This is a genomic window from Streptomyces sp. NBC_01012, from assembly GCF_045162755.1.
In the GTDB taxonomy this organism is placed as follows: Bacteria; Actinomycetota; Actinomycetes; order Streptomycetales; family Streptomycetaceae; genus Streptomyces.
Genome location: NZ_CP108688.1, coordinates 3,149,570 through 3,168,024 on the forward strand (window position 1 = coordinate 3,149,570; position 18,455 = coordinate 3,168,024).

An 18,455-nucleotide genomic window follows, 5' to 3' on the forward strand; every position below is an offset into this window, starting at 1 on the left:
TCCACCTCAGTCGAACTCCGGCGGCTCCTCGTCCCAGCCGAACTCCGGGCTCGTGTCCTGGGCCGGGGTCTCGGTCCTGGCGGGTGGCACAGCAGGGGTGGGGGCCCTGTCCGGGGCCGGGGCGGCCTGTGGGGCCGTATCCGGCGCCGGGGCGGCCGGGGCCGTGTCGCCCAGGCCCGCCAGTACCTCCAGCACCCCCTCGCCGTACGTCGCGAGCTTCTTCTCGCCCAGGCCGCTGACGCCGCCCAGCTCCGCCAGGGACGCGGGGCGCAGTGTGGCGATCTCCCGCAGCGTCGCGTCGTGGAAGATCACGTACGCCGGGAGGCCCAGCTCCTTGGCCTGGGCGCCGCGCCAGGCGCGCAGCGCCTCGAAGACCGGGACGGCCTCGGCGGACAGGTCTGCCGCCGCGGCGGCCTTGCTCTTGCGCTCACCGCCGGACGACGACCGCGTCGTCGGCCGCTTCGGCTCCTTGCGCAGCATCACCTCGCGCTCCCGGCCGAGCACGGAGCCGCTCGCCTCCGTCAGCACCAGCGTGCCGTACTCCCCCTCGACGGCGAGCAGCCCCTGCGCCAGCAGCTGGCGGACCACGCCCCGCCACTCCGCCTCGGCCAGCTCCTCGCCGATACCGAAGACCGAGAGCTGGTCGTGGTCGAACTGGATGACCTTCGCCGTACGGCGGCCCAGCAGGATGTCGATGATCTGCCCGGCGCCGAACTTCTGGTTCCGCTCGCGCTTCAGCCTGACCACCGTGGACAGCAGCTTCTGGGAGACGACCGTGCCGTCCCAGGTCTCGGGCGGGGTGAGGCAGGTGTCGCAGTTCCCGCAGGTCTGCTCGCCGGGCTCCTGGCCGAAGTACGTCAGGAGCTGGGCCCGCCGGCACTGAACCGTCTCGCAGAGCGCCAGCATCGAGTCCAGGTGCGAGGCGGCGCGGCGCCGGAAGGCCTCGTCGCCCTCGCCGCCCTGGATCAGCTTGCGCTGCTGGACGACGTCCTGGAGGCCGTACGCCATCCAGGCCGTGGACGGGGCCCCGTCACGCCCGGCGCGGCCCGTCTCCTGGTAGTACCCCTCGACGGACTTGGGCAGGTCCAGATGGGCGACGAAGCGCACATCCGGCTTGTCGATGCCCATGCCGAAGGCGATCGTCGCGACGACGACCAGGCCCTCCTCCCGCAGGAAGCGCGACTGGTGGGCGGCGCGCGTGGAGGCGTCCAGACCCGCGTGGTACGGGACGGCCTCGATGCCGTTACGGCAGAGATAATCGGCGGTCTTCTCCGTGGAGTTGCGCGAGAGGCAGTAGACGATGCCCGCGTCCCCCGCGTGCTCCTCCTTGAGGAAGGTCAGCAGCTGCTTCTTCGGGTCGGACTTCCCCACCACGCGGTACTGGATGTTCGGCCGGTCGAAGCTGGCCACGAAGTGCCTGGCGTCGGGCATGCCGAGCCGCTGGGTGATCTCCTTGTGCGTGGCGTCGGTCGCCGTGGCCGTCAGCGCGATGCGGGGTACGCCGGGCCAGCGCTCGCCGAGGACGGACAGGGCCAGATAGTCGGGGCGAAAGTCGTGGCCCCACTGGGCGACGCAGTGCGCCTCGTCGATGGCGAAGACGGAGATCTCACCGCGGGCCAGCAGCGCGAGCGTCGAGTCCAGGCGCAGCCGCTCGGGGGCCAGATACAGCACGTCGAGCTCGCCCGCGACGAACTGGGCCTCCATCGAGCGGCGCTCGTCGAAGTCCTGCGTGGAGTTCATGAAGCCCGCACGGACACCGAGCGCGCGCAGGGCGTCTACCTGGTCCTGCATGAGCGCGATCAGCGGGGAGATCACGACGCCGGTGCCGGGCCTGACCAGGGCGGGGATCTGGTAGCAGAGGGACTTGCCGCCGCCGGTGGGCATGAGCACGACCGCATCGCCGCCCTCGACCACATGCTCGATCACCGCGCCCTGCTCGCCGCGGAAGCTCTCGTACCCGAACACCCGGTGCAGCGTCTGCTGCGCGGCACTCTCGGTCGTCACACTCATGGTCGCGCCCGTCCGTCCGTTCACCCGCTTCACCCGTCCACAGCAACCATAGGCGCCGCCTACGACAACGCCGGACGGGCTTGACTTTCCAAGGCCCGTCCGGCGTCACCGCGTACTTCTGCCGTTACCGCACGAACACACCCGCCTGGCTCGCCAGGTCGAGGAAGTACTGCGGGGCCAGGCCCAGCACCAGGGTCACGGCGACCCCGACGCCGATCGTGGTCATCGTCAGCGGGGACGGGACGGCGACCGTGGGGCCGTCCGCCTTCGGCTCGCTGAAGAACATCAGGACGATGACCCGGATGTAGAAGAACGCGGCGATGGCCGACGAGATCACACCGACCACGACGAGACCGCCGGCGCCGCCGTCCGCCGCCGCCTTGAAGACGGCGAACTTGCCGGAGAAGCCCGAGGTGAGCGGGATACCGGCGAAGGACAGCAGGAACACGGCGAAGACCGCCGCCGTCAGCGGTGAGCGCCGGCCGAGTCCGGCCCACTTCGACAGATGCGTCGCCTCGCCCCCCGCGTCCCGCACCAGGGTGACGACGGCGAAGGCGCCGACGGTCACGAAGGAGTACACCCCGAGGTAGAAGAGGACCGAGGAGACACCCTCCGGGCTGGCCGCGATGACACCGGCGAGGATGAACCCCGCGTGGGCGATCGAGGAGTAGGCCAGGAGCCGCTTGATGTCGGTCTGGGTGATCGCGACGATCGCCCCGCCCAGCATCGTGACGATCGCGACGGCCCACATGACGGGACGCAGGTCCCAGGTGAGGCCGGGCAGCACCACGTACAGCAGGCGCAGCAGCGCGCCGAACGCGGCGACCTTCGTGGCGGCGGCCATGAAGCCGGTGACCGGGGTCGGAGCCCCCTGGTAGACGTCCGGGGTCCACATGTGGAACGGGACCGCGCCGACCTTGAAGAGCAGGCCCATGAGAACCATCGCCCCGCCGATCAGCAGCAGCGCGTCGTTGCCCATGGTGTCGGCGAGCGCCGGGTCGATGTTCTGGACGGTGCCGTCGACGACGTTCGCGATGCCCGCGTAGGAGACGGTGCCCGCGTATCCGTAGAGCAGGGCGATCCCGAAGAGCAGGAAGGCCGAGGAGAAGGCGCCGAGCAGGAAGTACTTCACGGCGGCTTCCTGCGACATGAGCCGCTTGCGACGGGCCACGGCACACAGCAGGTAGAGCGGGAGCGAGAAGACCTCCAGCGCCACGAAGAGCGTCAGAAGGTCGTTGGCCGCCGGGAAGACCAGCATGCCCGCCACGGAGAACAGGGCGAGCGGGAAGACCTCGGTCGTGGTGAAGCCGGCCTTGACCGCGGCCTTCTCCCCCTCGCTGCCGGGCACCGAACCGGCCTGGGCGGCGAAGGAGTCCACCCGGTTTCCGTGCGAGGCGGGGTCGAGGCGCCGCTCGGCGAACGTGAACACGGAGACCACGGCGACGAGCAGGATGGTGCCCTGGAGGAACAGGGCGGGTCCGTCGACCGCCACCGCGCCCATCGCGGCGATGTGGGCGTTCTTCGTGGCGTATCCGTCGGCCGCGAGCCCCACCACCGCGGCGAACGCGGCGGCGATGGCGACGATCGTCAGGAACACCTGGGTGGTGTAGCGCGCCCTTCGCGGGACGAAGGCCTCCACCAGGATCCCGAGGACGGCTGCGCCGACCACGATCAGGACGGGTGCCAGCTGGGCGTACTCGATGGCCGGTGCGGTGATCTTGTCGCCCGCGGCAGCCGATGTCACCCCGCTCGCCGTCGTCCACAGGCTGTGGACAGCTGTTGCGCTCACTTGGCGGCCTCCACCTCGGGCTGGGGGTCCTTCTTCTGTACGTCGTGCATGGTGTGCTGGACCGCCGGGTTGACGACCTCGGTGAGCGGCTTCGGGAAGACGCCCAGGAAGATCAGCAGGGCGATCAGCGGAAGGGCCACCACCAGCTCACGGGCCTTGAGGTCGGGCATGCCCCTGACCGGCTCCCTGACCGGTCCCGTCATCGTCCGCTGGTAGAGGACGAGGACGTACAGCGCGGCGAGCACGATGCCGACGGTGGCGATGATGCCGACCACCGGATACGCGCTGAACGCGCCGACCAGGACCAGGAACTCACTGACGAACGGGGCGAGTCCGGGCAGCGAGAGGGTGGCCAGACCGCCGACGAGGAACGTCCCCGCCAGGATGGGCGCCACCTTCTGCACCCCGCCGTAGTCGGAGATGAGCCGCGACCCCCGCCGGGTGATCAGGAATCCGGCGACGAGCATCAACGCGGCCGTCGAGATCCCGTGGTTGACCATGTAGAGCGTGGCACCGGACTGGCCCTGGCTGGTCATCGCGAAGATCCCCAGCACGATGAAGCCGAAGTGCGAGATCGACGCGTAGGCGATGAGCCGCTTGATGTCCCGCTGGCCCACGGCGAGCAGGGCGCCGTAGACGATGGAGATCAGCGCCAGGACGAGGATCACCGGCGTGGCCCACTTGCTGGCGTCCGGGAACAGCTGGAGGCAGAAGCGGAGCATCGCGAAGGTGCCGACCTTGTCGACGACCGCGGTGATCAGGACGGCCACCGGGGTGGTCGCCTCTCCCATGGCGTTGGGCAGCCAGGTGTGCAGCGGCCACAGCGGGGCCTTCACCGCGAAGGCGAAGAAGAATCCGAGGAACAGCCACCGCTCGGTGGAGGTCGCCATGTCCAGCGATCCGTTGGCGCGGGCCTCGGCGATCTCCGAGAGCGAGAAGCTCCCCGCGACGACGTAGAGCCCGATGACGGCGGCCAGCATGATGAGGCCGCCGGCCAGGTTGTAGAGGAGGAACTTCACGGCGGCGTAGCTGCGTTGCGCCGCGGCGTTCTCGTCGCTCCCCGAGTGCGCCCGGTCCCCGAAGCCGCCGATGAGGAAGTACATCGGGATGAGCATGGCTTCGAAGAGGATGTAGAAGAGGAAGACGTCGGTGGCCACGAAGGAGAGGATCACCATCGCCTCCACCATCAGGATCAGGGCGAAGAAGCCCTGGGTGGGGCGCCATCGGCTGGAGTGCGTCTCCAGGGGGTCCGCGTCGTGCCAGCCGGCCAGGATGACGAAGGGGATCAGCAGCGCGGTGAGCGCGAGGAGCGCCACCCCGATGCCGTCGACGCCCAGTTCGTAGCGGACGCCGAAGTCCTTGATCCAGGCGTGCGATTCGGTGATCTGGTAGCGCTCGCCGCCCGGTTCGAAGCGGGCGAACACGATGCCGGCCAGGACCAGCGTCGCCAGCGAGACGACCAGGGCGAGCCACTTGGCCGCGGTGCGCCGGGCGGCCGGGACGGCGGCGGTGGCGATCGCGCCGACCGCCGGAAGCGCCGCCGTCACTGTCAGGAGGGGAAAGGACATGGGATCAGACCGCCCTCATCAGCAGGGTCGCGGCGATGAGGACCGCCGCACCGCCGAACATCGAGACCGCGTAGGAGCGGGCGTAGCCGTTCTGCAGCTTGCGCAGCCGGCCGGAGAGCCCGCCCATCGAGGCGGCCGTGCCGTTGACGACACCGTCGACCAGGGTGTGGTCGAGGTAGACCAGGGAGCGGGTGAGGTGTTCGCCACCGCGGACCAGGACCACATGGTTGAAGTCGTCCTGGAGGAGATCCCGGCGGGCCGCCCTGGTGAGCAGGGAGCCGCGCGGGGCGACGGCGGGGACGGGCCTGCGCCCGTACATCGCCCAGGCGATGGCGACACCGATGACCAGCACCACCATGGTGGCGGCGGTGACCGTGGTCGCGCTGACCGGGGCGTGTCCGTGGTCGTGTCCTGTGACCGGCTCCAGCCAGTGCAGGAAGCGGTCGCCGATGGAGAAGAAGCCTCCGGCGAAGACCGACCCGAAGGCCAGCACGATCATCGGGACCGTCATGGACCTCGGTGACTCGTGCGGGTGCGGCTCATGGCCCTCAGCGTCCGGCTGCCAGCGCTTCTCGCCGAAGAACGTCAGCAGCATCACGCGTGTCATGTAGAACGCGGTGATCGCGGCGCCCAGCAGAGCCACGGAGCCGAGGATCCAGCCCTCGGTGCCGCCCTTGGCGAAGGCCGCCTCGATGATCTTGTCCTTGGAGAAGAAGCCGGACAGACCGGGGAAGCCGATGATCGCGAGATAGCCGAGGCCGAAGGTGACGAAGGTGACCGGCATGTACGTCCGCAAGCCGCCGTACTTCCTCATGTCCACCTCGTCGTTCATGCCGTGCATGACCGAACCCGCGCCGAGGAAGAGCCCGGCCTTGAAGAAGCCGTGCGTCACCAGGTGCATGATCGCGAAGACGTAGCCGATGGGGCCGAGGCCCGCGGCGAGGATCATGTAGCCGATCTGCGACATCGTCGATCCGGCGAGTGCCTTCTTGATGTCGTCCTTCGCGCAACCGACGATCGCACCGAAGATGAGCGTGACGGCACCGACGACCACGACGACCAGCTGGGCGTCGGGCGCCGCGTTGAAGATGGCACCGGAGCGGACGATCAGATAGACGCCCGCGGTCACCATCGTGGCGGCGTGGATGAGGGCCGAGACCGGGGTCGGGCCCTCCATCGCGTCACCGAGCCAGGACTGCAGCGGCACCTGGGCCGACTTGCCGCAGGCGGCGAGGAGCAGCATCAGGCCGATCGCGGTGAGCTTGCCCTGGCCGGTGTCCCCGGTCGCTTCGAGGACAGGCCCGAAGGCGAACGTCCCGAAGGTGGTGAACATCAGCATGATCGCGATGGACAGGCCCATGTCGCCGACCCGGTTGACCAGGAAGGCCTTCTTCGCGGCGGTGGCCGCGCTGGGCTTGTGCTGCCAGAAGCCGATGAGCAGGTACGACGCCAGACCGACGCCCTCCCACCCGACGTACAGCAGGAGGTAGTTGTCGGCGATGACCAGGATGAGCATCGCCGCGAGGAACAGATTCAGATAGCCGAAGAACCGGCGGCGGCGCTCGTCGTGCTCCATGTAGCCGATGGAGTAGATGTGGATCAGCGTGCCCACACCCGTGATCAGCAGGACGAACGTCATCGACAACTGGTCGAGCTGGAAGGCCACATCGGCCTGGAACCCCTCGACGGGGATCCAGCTGAACAGCTTCTGGTGCAGGGCGCGGTCCTCGGCGCCCTTGCCCAGCATGTCGGTGAACAGCACGACACCGATGACGAACGACGCGGCGGCGAGCACCGTGCCGATCCAGTGGCCGGCCCGGTCGAGCCGACGGCCGCCGCAGAGCAGGACCGCCGCTCCGAGCAGGGGCGCCGCGACCAGCAGCGCAATCAGGTTTTCCACGATTCCGACCCCTTACAGCTTCATCAGGCTGGCGTCGTCGACCGAGGCCGAGTGACGGGAGCGGAAGAGCGACACGATGATCGCGAGCCCGATGACGACCTCGGCGGCGGCGACGACCATCGTGAAGAAGGCGATGATCTGACCGTCGAGGTTGCCGTGCATCCGGGAGAACGCGACCAGCGTGAGGTTGCAGGCGTTGAGCATCAGCTCGATGCACATGAACACCACGATCGCGTTCCGCCTGATCAGCACGCCGGAGGCGCCGATCGTGAACAAAAGGGCCGCGAGGTAGAGGTAGTTGACGGGATTCACTTGGCGACCTCCTCCTCTTCTTCCGCCTGGTCACTGGATGGTCCGCGGTCAGGAGCCGGTGTGCGGCCACGGCCGAGCCGCTCCCCCGAGCGCTGCTCCAGCGCCTTTAGATCGGCGAGCGACTCGTCGGACACATCGCGGATCTGACCGCGCTGCCGCAGCGTCTGCATGACGGTGAGCTCGGACGGGGTGCCGTCCGGGAGCAGTCCCGCGATGTCCACGGCGTTGTGCCGGGCGTAGACACCCGGGGCAGGCAGCGGCGGCACATGGCTGCTGCGCACCCGCTCCTGGGAGAGCTCCCGCTGTGTCCTGGCCCGCTCGGTGCGCTCGCGGTGCGTGAGCAGCATCGCGCCGACGGTCGCCGTGATCAGCAGCGCACCGGTGATCTCGAACGCGAAGACGTACTTGGTGAAGATGAGGTTGGCGAGGCCCTCGACGTTGCCGCCGTGCAGGGCGTTCGCCGCTCCAAGGCCGTTGAAGCTGCTCAGCGACGCCTGTCCGATGCCGGCGATCAGGAGGATACCGAAGCCGAGTCCGCAGGCGGCGGCCAGCCAGCGCTGGCCCTTGAGCGTCTCCTTGAGCGAGTCCGCCGCCGTGACACCGACGAGCATGACCACGAAGAGGAACAACATCATGATCGCGCCGGTGTAGACGACGATCTGGACGATGCCCAGGAAGTAGGCGCCGTTGGCGAGGTAGAAGACGGCCAGCACGATCATGGTGCCGGCGAGCGAAAGCGCGCTGTGCACCGCCCGCTTCGCCAGGACGGTGGAGAGGGCACCGATGACCGCGACGGTGCCGAGGATCCAGAACTGGACGGCCTCGCCGGTCGAGGTGGCGGTGGCCGCTGCGGCCAGCGTGGCGGTCATGCGTCCACCTCCTTGTCCGACTCACCCTTGGACACGGCCACCTGACGCTCCGCGCCGGGCGCCGCCTCGGTCACCACACCGCGGTAGTAGTCCTGTTCGTCCATGCCGGGGAAGATCGCGTGCGGGCTGTCGACCATGCCCTCCTCGAGCCCCGCGAGCAGCTCGTCCTTGGTGTAGATGAGGCTCTCGCGGGTGGTGTTGGCGAGCTCGAAGTCATTGGTCATGGTCAGCGCACGGGTGGGGCACGCCTCGATGCAGAGCCCGCAGAGGATGCAGCGCGCGTAGTTGATCTGGTAGACGCGGCCGTACCGCTCGCCCGGGGAGTAGCGCTCCTCCTCGGTGTTGTCCGCGCCCTCCACATAGATCGCGTCCGCCGGACACGCCCAGGCACACAGCTCGCAGCCGATGCACTTCTCCAGCCCGTCCGGGTGGCGGTTGAGCTGGTGCCGGCCGTGGAAGCGCGGCGCTGTCACCTTCTGCGTTTCCGGGTACTGCTCGGTGAGCCGCTTCTTGAACATGGCCTTGAAGGTCACGCCGAAGCCGGCCACAGGATTCTGGAACTTCTCCCCTGAGGGTTCTGATGACTCAGACACCGTCAGCCTCCCTTCCGTCACTCGAACTTCCGCCACTCGAACTTCCGGCACCCACAGGGTCGTCACTCTGAGTATCGGGCCCACCACTGACAACGAGCTCCCGCTCCCGTCGCGGGCGCCGTCGCGGCACCGGTGGCAGGGTCTGCCCGGGCAGGGGTGGCACGGGATAGCCGCCCGCCATCGGGTCGAACGCCGGCTCCGGCCCGGCCGCTTCCTCCGCGGCCTTGGCCTGCCGGTCGCGGAAGATGTCGATCACGAAGGAGATCAGCAGGACCGCGATCACGGCCCCCGCGACATACAGAAGGATCTTCGAGTAGTCGTAGCCCTCGTTGTTCAGCGCCCTGACGGTGGCCACCAGCATCAGCCAGACCACGGAGACGGGGATCAGGACCTTCCAGCCGAGCTTCATCAGCTGGTCGTAGCGGACCCGTGGCAGGGTGCCGCGCAGCCAGATGAAGAAGAACAGGAGCAGCTGCACCTTGATGACGAACCAGAGCATCGGCCACCAGCCGTGGTTCGCGCCCTCCCAGAAGGTGCTGATCGGGTAAGGAGCCCGCCAGCCGCCCAGGAAGAGGGTCGCGGAGACCGCGGAGACCGTGACCATGTTGACGTACTCGGCGAGCATGAACATCGCGAACTTGATCGAGGAGTACTCGGTGTTGAAGCCGCCGACCAGGTCGCCCTCGGACTCCGGCATGTCGAACGGCGCACGGTTGGTCTCACCGACCATCGTGACGACGTAGATGATGAAGGAGACCGGCAGCAGCAGGACGAACCAGCGGTCCTCCTGCGCCGCCACGATCTCCGACGTCGACATCGAGCCCGAGTAGAGGAACACCGAGGCGAACGCGGCACCCATCGCGATCTCGTAGCTGATCATCTGGGCGCAGGAACGCAGACCGCCGAGCAGCGGGTACGTCGACCCGGAGGACCAGCCGGCCAGCACGATGCCGTAGATCCCGACGGAGGCGACCGCGAGGATGTACAGCATCGCGATCGGCAGGTCGGTCAGCTGCATCGTCGTACGGTGGCCGAAGATCGAGACCTCGTTGCCCGCGGGGCCGAACGGGATCACCGCGATGGCCATGAACGCCGGTGCGGCGGCCACGACCGGGGCCAGGATGTACACCACCTTGTCGGCCCGCTTGACGATGACGTCTTCCTTCAGCATCAGCTTGACGCCGTCGGCGAGGGACTGGAGCAGACCCCAGGGGCCGTGCCGGTTCGGGCCGACGCGCAGCTGCATCCAGGCGACGACCTTGCGCTCCCACACGATGGCGAACAGCACCGTCGCCATCAGGAACGCGAAGCAGAACACCGCCTTGACGACGACGAGCCACCACGGGTCCGTACCGAACATCGAGAGGTCCTCGGCGGCCAGGACCGTGCCCTGCGGTGCCGCGGCGAGTTGGGCGAGGCCGGTCACTCTCCTACCTCCGTTGTCACGACGTGCGAACCCGGGGCGGCCGGGCCGATCCGGACCAGTCCGCCCGGCTGGGCGCCGGTGTCGGCGGGAACGCCCCGGCCGACGGAGTTGAGCGGCACCCACACCACCCGGTCCGGCATCTCGGTCACCGTCAACGGGAGTTCGGTGGTGCCGGCCGGGCCGGTGACGGCCAGCAGATCGCCGTCCTTCACTCCGGACTCGGCCGCGGTGGCCGGGGAGAGCCGGGCGACGGCCGCGTGCCGGGTCCCGGCCAGCGCCTCGTCACCCTCCTGGAGCCGGCCCCGGTCGAGCAGCATCCGGTGGCCCGCGAGGACCGCCTCGCCGTCACCGGCCCTGGGCACCGGGCTGGACGCCACCCGGGGATCGTCGGCGAAGCCGTCCTCCCGGCCGCCGAGGCGGTCGAGCTCACCTCGGGCCGCCCTCAGATCGGGCAGGCCCAGGTGTACGTCGAGGGCGTCGGCCAGCATGTGCAGCACCCGCGCGTCGGTCGGGCAGAGCGTCCTCGGCAGCTGCTCGGGCTTCAGCGCGGCCTCGAACATCCGCGCCCTGCCCTCCCAGTTGAGGAAGGTGCCGGCCTTCTCCGCGACGGCCGCGACGGGCAGGACCACGTCGGCGCGGTCCGTGACCGCGCCGGGCCGCAGCTCCAGCGAGACCAGGAAGCCGACCTCGTCCAGCGCCCGGAGCGCACCCGCCGGGTCCGGCAGGTCCTCCGGGTCGACCCCCGCGACCAGCAGCGCGGCCAGTTCGCCGGTGGCCGCGGCCTCCACGATCTGGCCGGTGTCACGGCCGTAGCGGGCGGGGAGCTCGGCGACGCCCCAGAGGGCCGCCACCTCCTGACGGGCCCGCGGGTCCGTCGCCGGACGGCCGCCGGGCAGCAGCGACGGGATCGCGCCCGCCTCAAGCGCGCCGCGCTCGCCGGCCCTGCGCGGGATCCACACCAGTGCGGCGCCGGTCGCCGTGGCGGTGCGCAGCACCGCGGTCAGCCCGCCCGGCACCGCGGCGAGCCGCTCGCCCACCACGATCACGGCACCCTCGCCGCGCAGCGCCTCGGCCGCCACCGCCCCGTCGTCGTCCAGGCCGACTCCGCCCGCGAGGGCGTCGAGCCACGCGGTCTCGGTGCCCGGTGCGGCGGGGAGCAGGGTGCCGCCCGCCTTCTCCAGGCCCCGGCTGGTGTGCGAGGCGAGCGCGAACGTCCGCTGCCCATGCTTGCGGAAGGCCTTGCGCAGCCGCAGGAAGACGCCGGGCGCCTCCTCCTCGGACTCGAAGCCGGCCAGCAGGACCGCAGGCGCCTTCTCCAGAGCGGTGTAGGTGACCCCACTGCCGTCCAGATCGCGCCCGCGCCCCGCCACCCGCGAGGCGAGGAAGTCGGCCTCCTCACCGCTGTGGACGCGGGCCCGGAAGTCGATGTCGTTGGTGTCGAGGGCGACCCGGGCGAACTTGCTGTACGCGTAGGCGTCCTCGACGGTCAGCCGGCCTCCGGTGAGCACCCCCGTCCTGCCACGCGCCCCGGAGAGACCGGCCGCCGCGGCTTCCAGCGCCTCCGGCCAGCTCGCGGGCTCCAGCACACCCTCCGCGTTGCGGACCAGCGGCGTGCTGAGCCGGTCGCGCTGCTGGGCGTAGCGGAAGCCGAAGCGGCCCTTGTCGCAGAGCCACTCCTCGTTGACCTCGGGCTCGTTGGCCGCGAGTCGCCGCATGACCTTGCCGCGCCGGTGGTCGGTCCTGGTCGCGCAGCCGCCGGCGCAGTGCTCGCACACCGAGGGCGTCGACACCAGGTCGAAGGGCCGGGAGCGGAAGCGGTACGCCGACGAGGTCAGCGCCCCGACCGGGCAGATCTGGATGGTGTTCCCGGAGAAGTACGACTCGAAGGGGTCGCCCTCACCGGTGCCGACCTGCTGGAGCGCGCCGCGCTCGATCAGCTCGATCATCGGGTCGCCCGCCACCTGGTTGGAGAACCGGGTGCAGCGTGCGCAGAGCACGCACCGCTCACGGTCCAGCAGCACCTGGGTGGAGATGGGCACGGGCTTCTCGAAGGTGCGCTTCTTCCCGTCGAAGCGGGAGTCGGCGCCGCCGTGCGACATCGCCTGGTTCTGCAGGGGGCACTCGCCGCCCTTGTCGCAGACCGGGCAGTCCAGCGGGTGGTTGATGAGCAGGAGCTCCATCACCCCCTTCTGGGCCTTCTCCGCGACGGGAGAGGTGATCTGCGACTTCACGACCATGCCGTCGGTGCAGGTGATGGTGCAGGAGGCCATCGGCTTGCGCTGGCCCTCGACCTCGACGATGCACTGCCGGCAGGCGCCGGCCGGGTCGAGGAGCGGATGGTCGCAGAAGCGCGGGATCTCGATGCCGAGGAGTTCGGCGGCCCGGATGACCAGGGTCCCCTTGGGGACGCTGATCTCGATGCCGTCGATGGTCAGCGTGACCAGGTCCTCGGGCGGAACGGCCGCCTCGCCGCCCCCGGAGGGCGCACTCGTCGTGACTGTCATGCGTTCACCCCCCGGTGAGCGTTCTTGTCGTCCTCGTCGTCGGCCCAGAGGGTCGACCTGGCCGGATCGAAGGGGCAGCCCTTGCCGGTGATGTGCTGCTCGTACTCCTCACGGAAGTACTTCAGGGAGGAGAAGATCGGCGAGGCCGCGCCGTCGCCGAGTGCGCAGAAGGACTTGCCGTTTATGTTGTCGGCGATGTCGTTCAGCTTGTCGAGGTCGGCCATCTCGCCCTTGCCCGCCTCGATGTCACGGAGCAACTGGACCAGCCAGTACGTCCCTTCGCGGCAGGGTGTGCACTTGCCGCAGGACTCATGGGCGTAGAACTCGGTCCAGCGGGTGACGGCGCGCACCACGCAGGTGGTCTCGTCGAAGCACTGGAGCGCCTTGGTGCCGAGCATCGAGCCGGCGGCGCCGACGCCCTCGTAGTCCAGGGGGACGTCGAGGTGTTCGTCGGTGAACATCGGGGTGGACGAGCCGCCCGGTGTCCAGAACTTCAGGCGGTGCCCGGCCCTGATGCCGCCGCTCATGTCGAGCAGCTGGCGCAGGGTGATGCCGAGCGGGGCCTCGTACTGGCCGGGGCTGGTGACATGCCCGCTGAGCGAGTACAGCGTGAAGCCAGGGGACTTCTCGCTGCCCATCGACTTGAACCAGTCCTTGCCCCTGTTCAGGATCGCGGGAACCGAGGCGATGGACTCGACGTTGTTCACCACGGTGGGGCAGGCGTACAGACCGGCGACCGCGGGGAAGGGAGGACGGAGCCGTGGCTGGCCACGCCGTCCTTCGAGCGAGTCGAGCAGCGCGGTCTCCTCACCGCAGATGTACGCACCGGCACCCGCGTGCACCGTGAGTTCGAGGTCGAGCCCCGAACCCAGGATGTTCGTCCCCAGGTAGCCCGCCTCCCGGGCCTCACGCACCGCCTCGTGCAGCCGCCGCAGTACGGGGACGACTTCGCCGCGCAGATAGATGAAGGCGTGCGAGGAGCGGATCGCGTAACAGGCGATCACGATGCCCTCGATGAGGCTGTGCGGGTTCGCGAAGAGGAGCGGGATGTCCTTGCAGGTCCCGGGCTCGGACTCGTCGGCGTTGACCACGAGGTAGTGCGGCTTGCCGTCGCCCTGCGGGATGAACTGCCACTTCATCCCGGTGGGGAAGCCCGCGCCCCCGCGTCCGCGCAGACCGGAGTCCTTGACGTACGCGATGAGGTCGTCGGGCTCCATGGCGAGGGCCTTGCGCAGGCCCTCGTATCCGTCGTGGCGGCGGTAGGTGTCCAGCGTCCAGGGCTCCGGCTCGTCCCAGAAGGAGGAGAGGACCGGGGCCAGAAGCTTCTCCGGGCTTGTCCCGTTCTTGTCGATCTCGGCGGCCACGGTCATCACTCCCCCTCCTCGGCTGCCGGCCCGGCCGGGTGCTCCGGGTCGGAGGCCGACGTCGGCTGCGGTGCGTCATGGGAGCTGAGGTGCTCGGCGCCCTTCTGCGGCGGTGCGTCCCGCGGCGTCTCGCCCCGCTGTCCGACGACGCGTGCGTGCGGTACGGCCTCGCCCTTGGCCAGCTTCAGACCGATCAGCGAGGCGGCGCCCGCTCCGCCGCCGGCCTCGACGGCGCCGGGGCGCTCGTCGGGGAAGCCGGCCAGGATCCGGGCGGTCTCCTTGTACGAGCACAGCGGCGCGCCGCGGGTGGGTTCGACGGTGCGTCCCGCGATCAGGTCGTCGACGAGCCGCGTCGCGCTCTGGGGCGTCTGGTTGTCGAAGAACTCCCAGTTGACCATCACGACGGGCGCGAAGTCGCAGGCCGCGTTGCACTCGATGTGTTCGAGGGTGACCTTGCCGTCCTCGGTCGTCTCGTCGTTGCCGACGCCCAGGTGCTCCTTGAGCCGGTCGAAGATGGCGTCGCCGCCCATGACCGCGCAGAGCGTGTTGGTGCAGACGCCGACCTGGTAGTCGCCGCTCGGCTTGCGCCTGTACATCGAGTAGAAGGTGGCGACCGCGGTGACCTCGGCGGTGGTGAGGCCGAGCTGGTCGGCGCAGAAGGCCATGCCCGTACGGGAGACGTAACCCTCCTCGGACTGCACCAGGTGCAGCAGCGGCAGGAGAGCCGAACGGCTGCCCGGGTAGCGGGCGATCACCTCCTTCGCGTCCGCTTCGAGCCGGGCGAGCACCTCGGCCGGGTAGGCGGGGGCGGGGAGCTGCGGCATCCCCAGGCTGACTTCTTGGTTGGATGCGGTCACCGGTCGACGCCTCCCATCACGGGGTCGATGGACGCGACGGCGACGATGACGTCGGCGACCTGGCCGCCCTCGCACATCGCCGCCATGGCCTGCAGATTGGTGAAGGACGGGTCGCGGAAGTGGACCCGGAACGGGCGCGTGCCGCCGTCCGATACGACGTGCACGCCGAGTTCGCCCTTGGGGGACTCTATGGCCGTGTACGTCTGTCCGGCCGGGACCCTGAAGCCCTCGGTCACCAGCTTGAAGTGGTGGATCAGGGCCTCCATGGAGGTGCCCATGATGTTCTTGATGTGGTCGAGGGAGTTGCCGAGTCCGTCGGGCCCGAGCGCGAGCTGCGCGGGCCAGGCGATCTTCTTGTCGGCGACCATGACCGGGCCCGGCTCGAGCCGCTCCAGGCACTGCTCGATGATCCTGAGCGACTGGCGCATCTCCTCCAGACGGATGAGGAAGCGGCCGTAGGAGTCGCAGCTGTCCGCGGTGGGGACCTCGAAGTCGTAGGTCTCGTAGCCGCAGTACGGATCGGACTTGCGCAGGTCGTGCGGGAGTCCGGCGGACCTGAGGACCGGCCCTGTGGCGCCGAGCGCCATGCAGCCGGCCAGGTCGAGATAGCCGACGTCCTGCATACGGGCCTTGAAGATGGGGTTGCCGGTCGCGAGCTTGTCGTACTCCGGCAGGTTCTTCTTCATGGTCTTGATGAATTCGCGGAGCCGGTCGATCGCACCCACGGGCAGGTCCTGGGCGAGCCCGCCGGGCCGGATGAACGCGTGGTTCATCCGCAGTCCGGTGATCAGCTCGAAGAGATCGAGAACGAGTTCACGATCGCGGAAGCCGTAGATCATGATCGTCGTGGCGCCGAGTTCCATGCCGCCGGTGGCGATGCACACCAAGTGCGAGGAGAGCCGGTTGAGCTCCATCAGGAGCACACGCAGGACCGTGGCACGGTCCGGGATCTGGTCCTCGATACCGAGGAGCTTCTCGACCCCGAGGCAGTACGCCGCCTCGTTGAAGAACGGGGTCAGGTAGTCCATGCGGGTGACGAAGGTGGTGCCCTGCGTCCAGTTGCGGAATTCGAGGTTCTTCTCGATGCCGGTGTGGAGGTAGCCGATGCCGCAGCGGGCCTCGGTGACGGTCTCGCCGTCGATCTCCAGGATCAGCCGCAGCACGCCGTGGGTGGACGGGTGCTGGGGACCCATGTTCACGATGATGCGCTCGTCGTCCGACTTGGCTGCGGACTCGACGACCTCGTCCCAGTCGCCGCCGGTGACTGTATATACAGTCCCCTCGGTCGTGGTGCGGGGTGTTGCTCGGGGAGTGGTCATCAGCTGTACGACCTCCGCTGGTCCGGAGCCGGGATCTGGGCGCCCTTGTACTCGACGGAGATGCCGCCGAGCGGGTAGTCCTTGCGCTGCGGGAAGCCCTGCCAGTCGTCCGGCATCATGATCCGGGTCAGGGCGGGGTGCCCGTCGAAGATCAGCCCGAAGAAGTCGTAGGTCTCGCGCTCGTGCCAGTCGTTGGTCGGGTAGACCTCGACGAGGGACGGGATGTGCGGGTCGCTGTCCGGGGCGGACACCTCAAGACGGATCAGCCGCCCGTGGGTGAGCGAGCGCAGGTGGTAGACCGCGTGCAGCTCGCGTCCCTTGTCCTCCAGGTAGTGGACTCCGCTGACGCCCGTACAGAGTTCGAAGCGCAGGGCCGGGTCGTCGCGCAGGGTGCGGGCGACCTGGACCAGGTGCTCGCGCGCGATGAAGAAGGTGAGTTCGTCCCGGTCGACGACCGTCTTCTCGATGGCGCTGTCCGGGAGCAGGTCCTGTTCCTCCAGGGCGCCTTCCAGCTCGTCCGCCACCTCGTCGAACCAGCCGCCGTACGGCCGGGAGGTGGCCCCGGGCCGCGTCACCGTGCGGACGAGTCCGCCGTAGCCGGAGGTGTCGCCGCCGTTGTTGGCGCCGAACATGCCCTTGCGTACGCGGATGACCTCACCGGAGTCGTCGCGCGGGGCGGGCGCCCGGCCGTCGTTGCCGTTCTGCTCGTCGCTCATCGCAGCAGCCCCTTCATCTCGATCAGGGGAAGTGCGTTGAGCGCCGCCTCCTCCGCCTCGCGGGCGGCCTCCTCCGCGTTGACCCCGAGCTTGGTGCCCTGGATCTTCTGGTGGAGCTTGAGGATGGCGTCGATCAGCATCTCGGGGCGCGGTGGGCATCCCGGCAGATAGATGTCGACCGGGACAATATGGTCAACACCCTGAACAATGGCGTAATTATTGAACATTCCACCTGATGATGCGCAAACCCCCATGGAGATCACCCACTTGGGGCTCGGCATCTGGTCGTAGACCTGCCTCAGGACGGGCGCCATCTTCTGACTGACCCGCCCGGCGACGATCATCAGATCCGCCTGCCGCGGCGATCCGCGGAAGACCTCCATCCCGAAACGGGCCAGGTCGTACCGCCCGGCGCCGGTCGTCATCATCTCGATGGCGCAGCAGGCGAGGCCGAAGGTGGCCGGGAAGACGGATGACTTCCGTACCCAGCCGGCGGCCTGCTCGACAGTGGTCAGCACAAAGCCGCTCGGCAGCTTCTCTTCGAGTCCCATGGTGTGCCCCTCAGCCCCTCAGTCCCATTCCAGGCCGCCCCGACGCCACACATACGCGTAGGCGACGAAGACGGTGAGCACGAAGAGCAGCATCTCCACGAGCCCGAAGATCCCCAGGGCGTCGAAGGTGACCGCCCAGGGATAGAGGAAGACGATCTCGATGTCGAAGACGATGAACAGCATCGCCGTCAGGTAGTACTTGATGGGGAAACGGCCGCCTCCGGCTGGCGTGGGGGTGGGTTCGATACCGCACTCGTACGCTTCGAGCTTTGCTCGGTTGTACCGCTTCGGGCCGATAAGCGTGGCCATGACCACGGAGAAGATCGCAAACCCTGCCCCGAGGGCGCCGAGCACGAGGATGGGCGCGTAGGCATTCACGCTCCTCGCTCCTTCCAGTCGTCCTTGACCGTTGGACCGCATCGGGCGACCGGCTCGCCACCTCACCAAGATCGCTTTCATGTGAGGCAGTTCACAAGCCCGACTGCCCCGCATCCTATGCCCGCCGTCCTGTGATCTGCGACACGGGGTACACCAACGTCTTTGTGATCTCCACCACCTGACGAACGATCATGAAGTCGGATGAGCGGTGATCTTCGTACGCGAAGCGGCCGTCCGGCTACGAGACGTGACATCTTGCGGCGTTACCGCTGGTCAAAGGCGCGTGGCTCTATCAATGG

General features: G+C 68.9%; 15 protein-coding genes. All 15 read right to left on the reverse strand.

Going from position 1 to position 18,455, the window contains the following annotated elements:
- Positions 1-6: 6 nt before the first annotated feature.
- Positions 7-2,010, reverse strand: coding sequence for a DNA helicase RecQ (recQ, locus tag OG623_RS14030; RefSeq protein WP_406146726.1), 2,004 nt, complete (start codon positions 2,008-2,010; stop codon positions 7-9).
- A gap of 124 nt (positions 2,011-2,134) precedes the next feature.
- Positions 2,135-3,799, reverse strand: a complete 1,665-nt coding sequence (gene nuoN, locus OG623_RS14035; RefSeq protein ID WP_406146728.1) for an NADH-quinone oxidoreductase subunit NuoN — start codon at positions 3,797-3,799, stop codon at positions 2,135-2,137.
- Positions 3,796-5,367: an NADH-quinone oxidoreductase subunit M gene (locus OG623_RS14040; RefSeq protein ID WP_406146730.1), complete on the reverse strand. Its 1,572-nt coding sequence runs from the start codon at positions 5,365-5,367 to the stop codon at positions 3,796-3,798. Before OG623_RS14040 ends, nuoN begins: the two co-directional genes overlap by 4 nt.
- A gap of 4 nt (positions 5,368-5,371) precedes the next feature.
- Positions 5,372-7,267: an NADH-quinone oxidoreductase subunit L gene (gene nuoL / locus OG623_RS14045; RefSeq protein WP_406146732.1), complete on the reverse strand. Its 1,896-nt coding sequence runs from the start codon at positions 7,265-7,267 to the stop codon at positions 5,372-5,374.
- A gap of 12 nt (positions 7,268-7,279) precedes the next feature.
- Positions 7,280-7,579, reverse strand: coding sequence for an NADH-quinone oxidoreductase subunit NuoK (gene nuoK / locus OG623_RS14050; RefSeq protein ID WP_099173920.1), 300 nt, complete (start codon positions 7,577-7,579; stop codon positions 7,280-7,282).
- Positions 7,576-8,448 (reverse strand): NADH-quinone oxidoreductase subunit J, encoded by an 873-nt coding sequence (locus tag OG623_RS14055; RefSeq protein ID WP_406146733.1) that lies wholly within the window; start codon positions 8,446-8,448, stop codon positions 7,576-7,578. The genes nuoK and OG623_RS14055 overlap by 4 nt, the downstream gene beginning before the upstream one ends.
- Positions 8,445-9,041 carry an NADH-quinone oxidoreductase subunit NuoI gene (gene nuoI, locus OG623_RS14060; protein WP_406146734.1) on the reverse strand — a complete coding sequence of 199 codons (597 nt, stop codon included), beginning with the start codon at positions 9,039-9,041 and terminating at the stop codon, positions 8,445-8,447. The genes OG623_RS14055 and nuoI overlap by 4 nt, the downstream gene beginning before the upstream one ends.
- The gene (nuoH, locus tag OG623_RS14065) at positions 9,034-10,467 is read right to left on the reverse strand and encodes an NADH-quinone oxidoreductase subunit NuoH (protein WP_406146735.1); all 1,434 of its coding nucleotides are present in this window, start codon (positions 10,465-10,467) and stop codon (positions 9,034-9,036) included. The genes nuoI and nuoH overlap by 8 nt, the downstream gene beginning before the upstream one ends.
- The gene (locus OG623_RS14070; RefSeq protein ID WP_406146736.1) at positions 10,464-12,971 is read right to left on the reverse strand and encodes an NADH-quinone oxidoreductase subunit G; all 2,508 of its coding nucleotides are present in this window, start codon (positions 12,969-12,971) and stop codon (positions 10,464-10,466) included. The genes nuoH and OG623_RS14070 overlap by 4 nt, the downstream gene beginning before the upstream one ends.
- The gene (nuoF, locus tag OG623_RS14075; RefSeq protein WP_406146738.1) at positions 12,968-14,341 is read right to left on the reverse strand and encodes an NADH-quinone oxidoreductase subunit NuoF; all 1,374 of its coding nucleotides are present in this window, start codon (positions 14,339-14,341) and stop codon (positions 12,968-12,970) included. Before nuoF ends, OG623_RS14070 begins: the two co-directional genes overlap by 4 nt.
- Positions 14,341-15,159 (reverse strand): NADH-quinone oxidoreductase subunit NuoE, encoded by an 819-nt coding sequence (gene nuoE, locus OG623_RS14080; protein ID WP_406151813.1) that lies wholly within the window; start codon positions 15,157-15,159, stop codon positions 14,341-14,343. The genes nuoF and nuoE overlap by 1 nt, the downstream gene beginning before the upstream one ends.
- A gap of 29 nt (positions 15,160-15,188) precedes the next feature.
- Positions 15,189-16,511, reverse strand: coding sequence for an NADH-quinone oxidoreductase subunit D (locus tag OG623_RS14085; RefSeq protein WP_406146739.1), 1,323 nt, complete (start codon positions 16,509-16,511; stop codon positions 15,189-15,191).
- Positions 16,511-17,227, reverse strand: coding sequence for an NADH-quinone oxidoreductase subunit C (locus OG623_RS14090; protein ID WP_406146741.1), 717 nt, complete (start codon positions 17,225-17,227; stop codon positions 16,511-16,513). The genes OG623_RS14085 and OG623_RS14090 overlap by 1 nt, the downstream gene beginning before the upstream one ends.
- Positions 17,224-17,778, reverse strand: a complete 555-nt coding sequence (locus tag OG623_RS14095; protein ID WP_406146742.1) for a NuoB/complex I 20 kDa subunit family protein — start codon at positions 17,776-17,778, stop codon at positions 17,224-17,226. The genes OG623_RS14090 and OG623_RS14095 overlap by 4 nt, the downstream gene beginning before the upstream one ends.
- A gap of 18 nt (positions 17,779-17,796) precedes the next feature.
- Complete coding sequence (locus OG623_RS14100; RefSeq protein ID WP_003992243.1) at positions 17,797-18,156, reverse strand: NADH-quinone oxidoreductase subunit A; 360 nt, start codon at positions 18,154-18,156, stop codon at positions 17,797-17,799.
- Positions 18,157-18,455 lie beyond the last annotated feature (299 nt).

Bases quoted from the DNA above. Each gene is read 5' to 3' on its own strand.
- recQ (WP_406146726.1), bottom strand. From the start codon at position 2,010: ATGAGTGTGACGACCGAGAGTGCCGCGCAGCAGACGCTGCACCGGGTG.
- OG623_RS14040 (WP_406146730.1), bottom strand. From the start codon at position 5,367: ATGTCCTTTCCCCTCCTGACAGTGACGGCGGCGCTTCCGGCGGTCGGC.
- OG623_RS14055 (WP_406146733.1), bottom strand. From the start codon at position 8,448: ATGACCGCCACGCTGGCCGCAGCGGCCACCGCCACCTCGACCGGCGAG.
- OG623_RS14070 (WP_406146736.1), bottom strand. From the start codon at position 12,971: ATGACAGTCACGACGAGTGCGCCCTCCGGGGGCGGCGAGGCGGCCGTT.
- nuoF (WP_406146738.1), bottom strand. From the start codon at position 14,341: ATGACCGTGGCCGCCGAGATCGACAAGAACGGGACAAGCCCGGAGAAG.
- nuoE (WP_406151813.1), bottom strand. From the start codon at position 15,159: ATGCCGCAGCTCCCCGCCCCCGCCTACCCGGCCGAGGTGCTCGCCCGG.
- OG623_RS14085 (WP_406146739.1), bottom strand. From the start codon at position 16,511: ATGACCACTCCCCGAGCAACACCCCGCACCACGACCGAGGGGACTGTA.
- OG623_RS14090 (WP_406146741.1), bottom strand. From the start codon at position 17,227: ATGAGCGACGAGCAGAACGGCAACGACGGCCGGGCGCCCGCCCCGCGC.
- OG623_RS14095 (WP_406146742.1), bottom strand. From the start codon at position 17,778: ATGGGACTCGAAGAGAAGCTGCCGAGCGGCTTTGTGCTGACCACTGTC.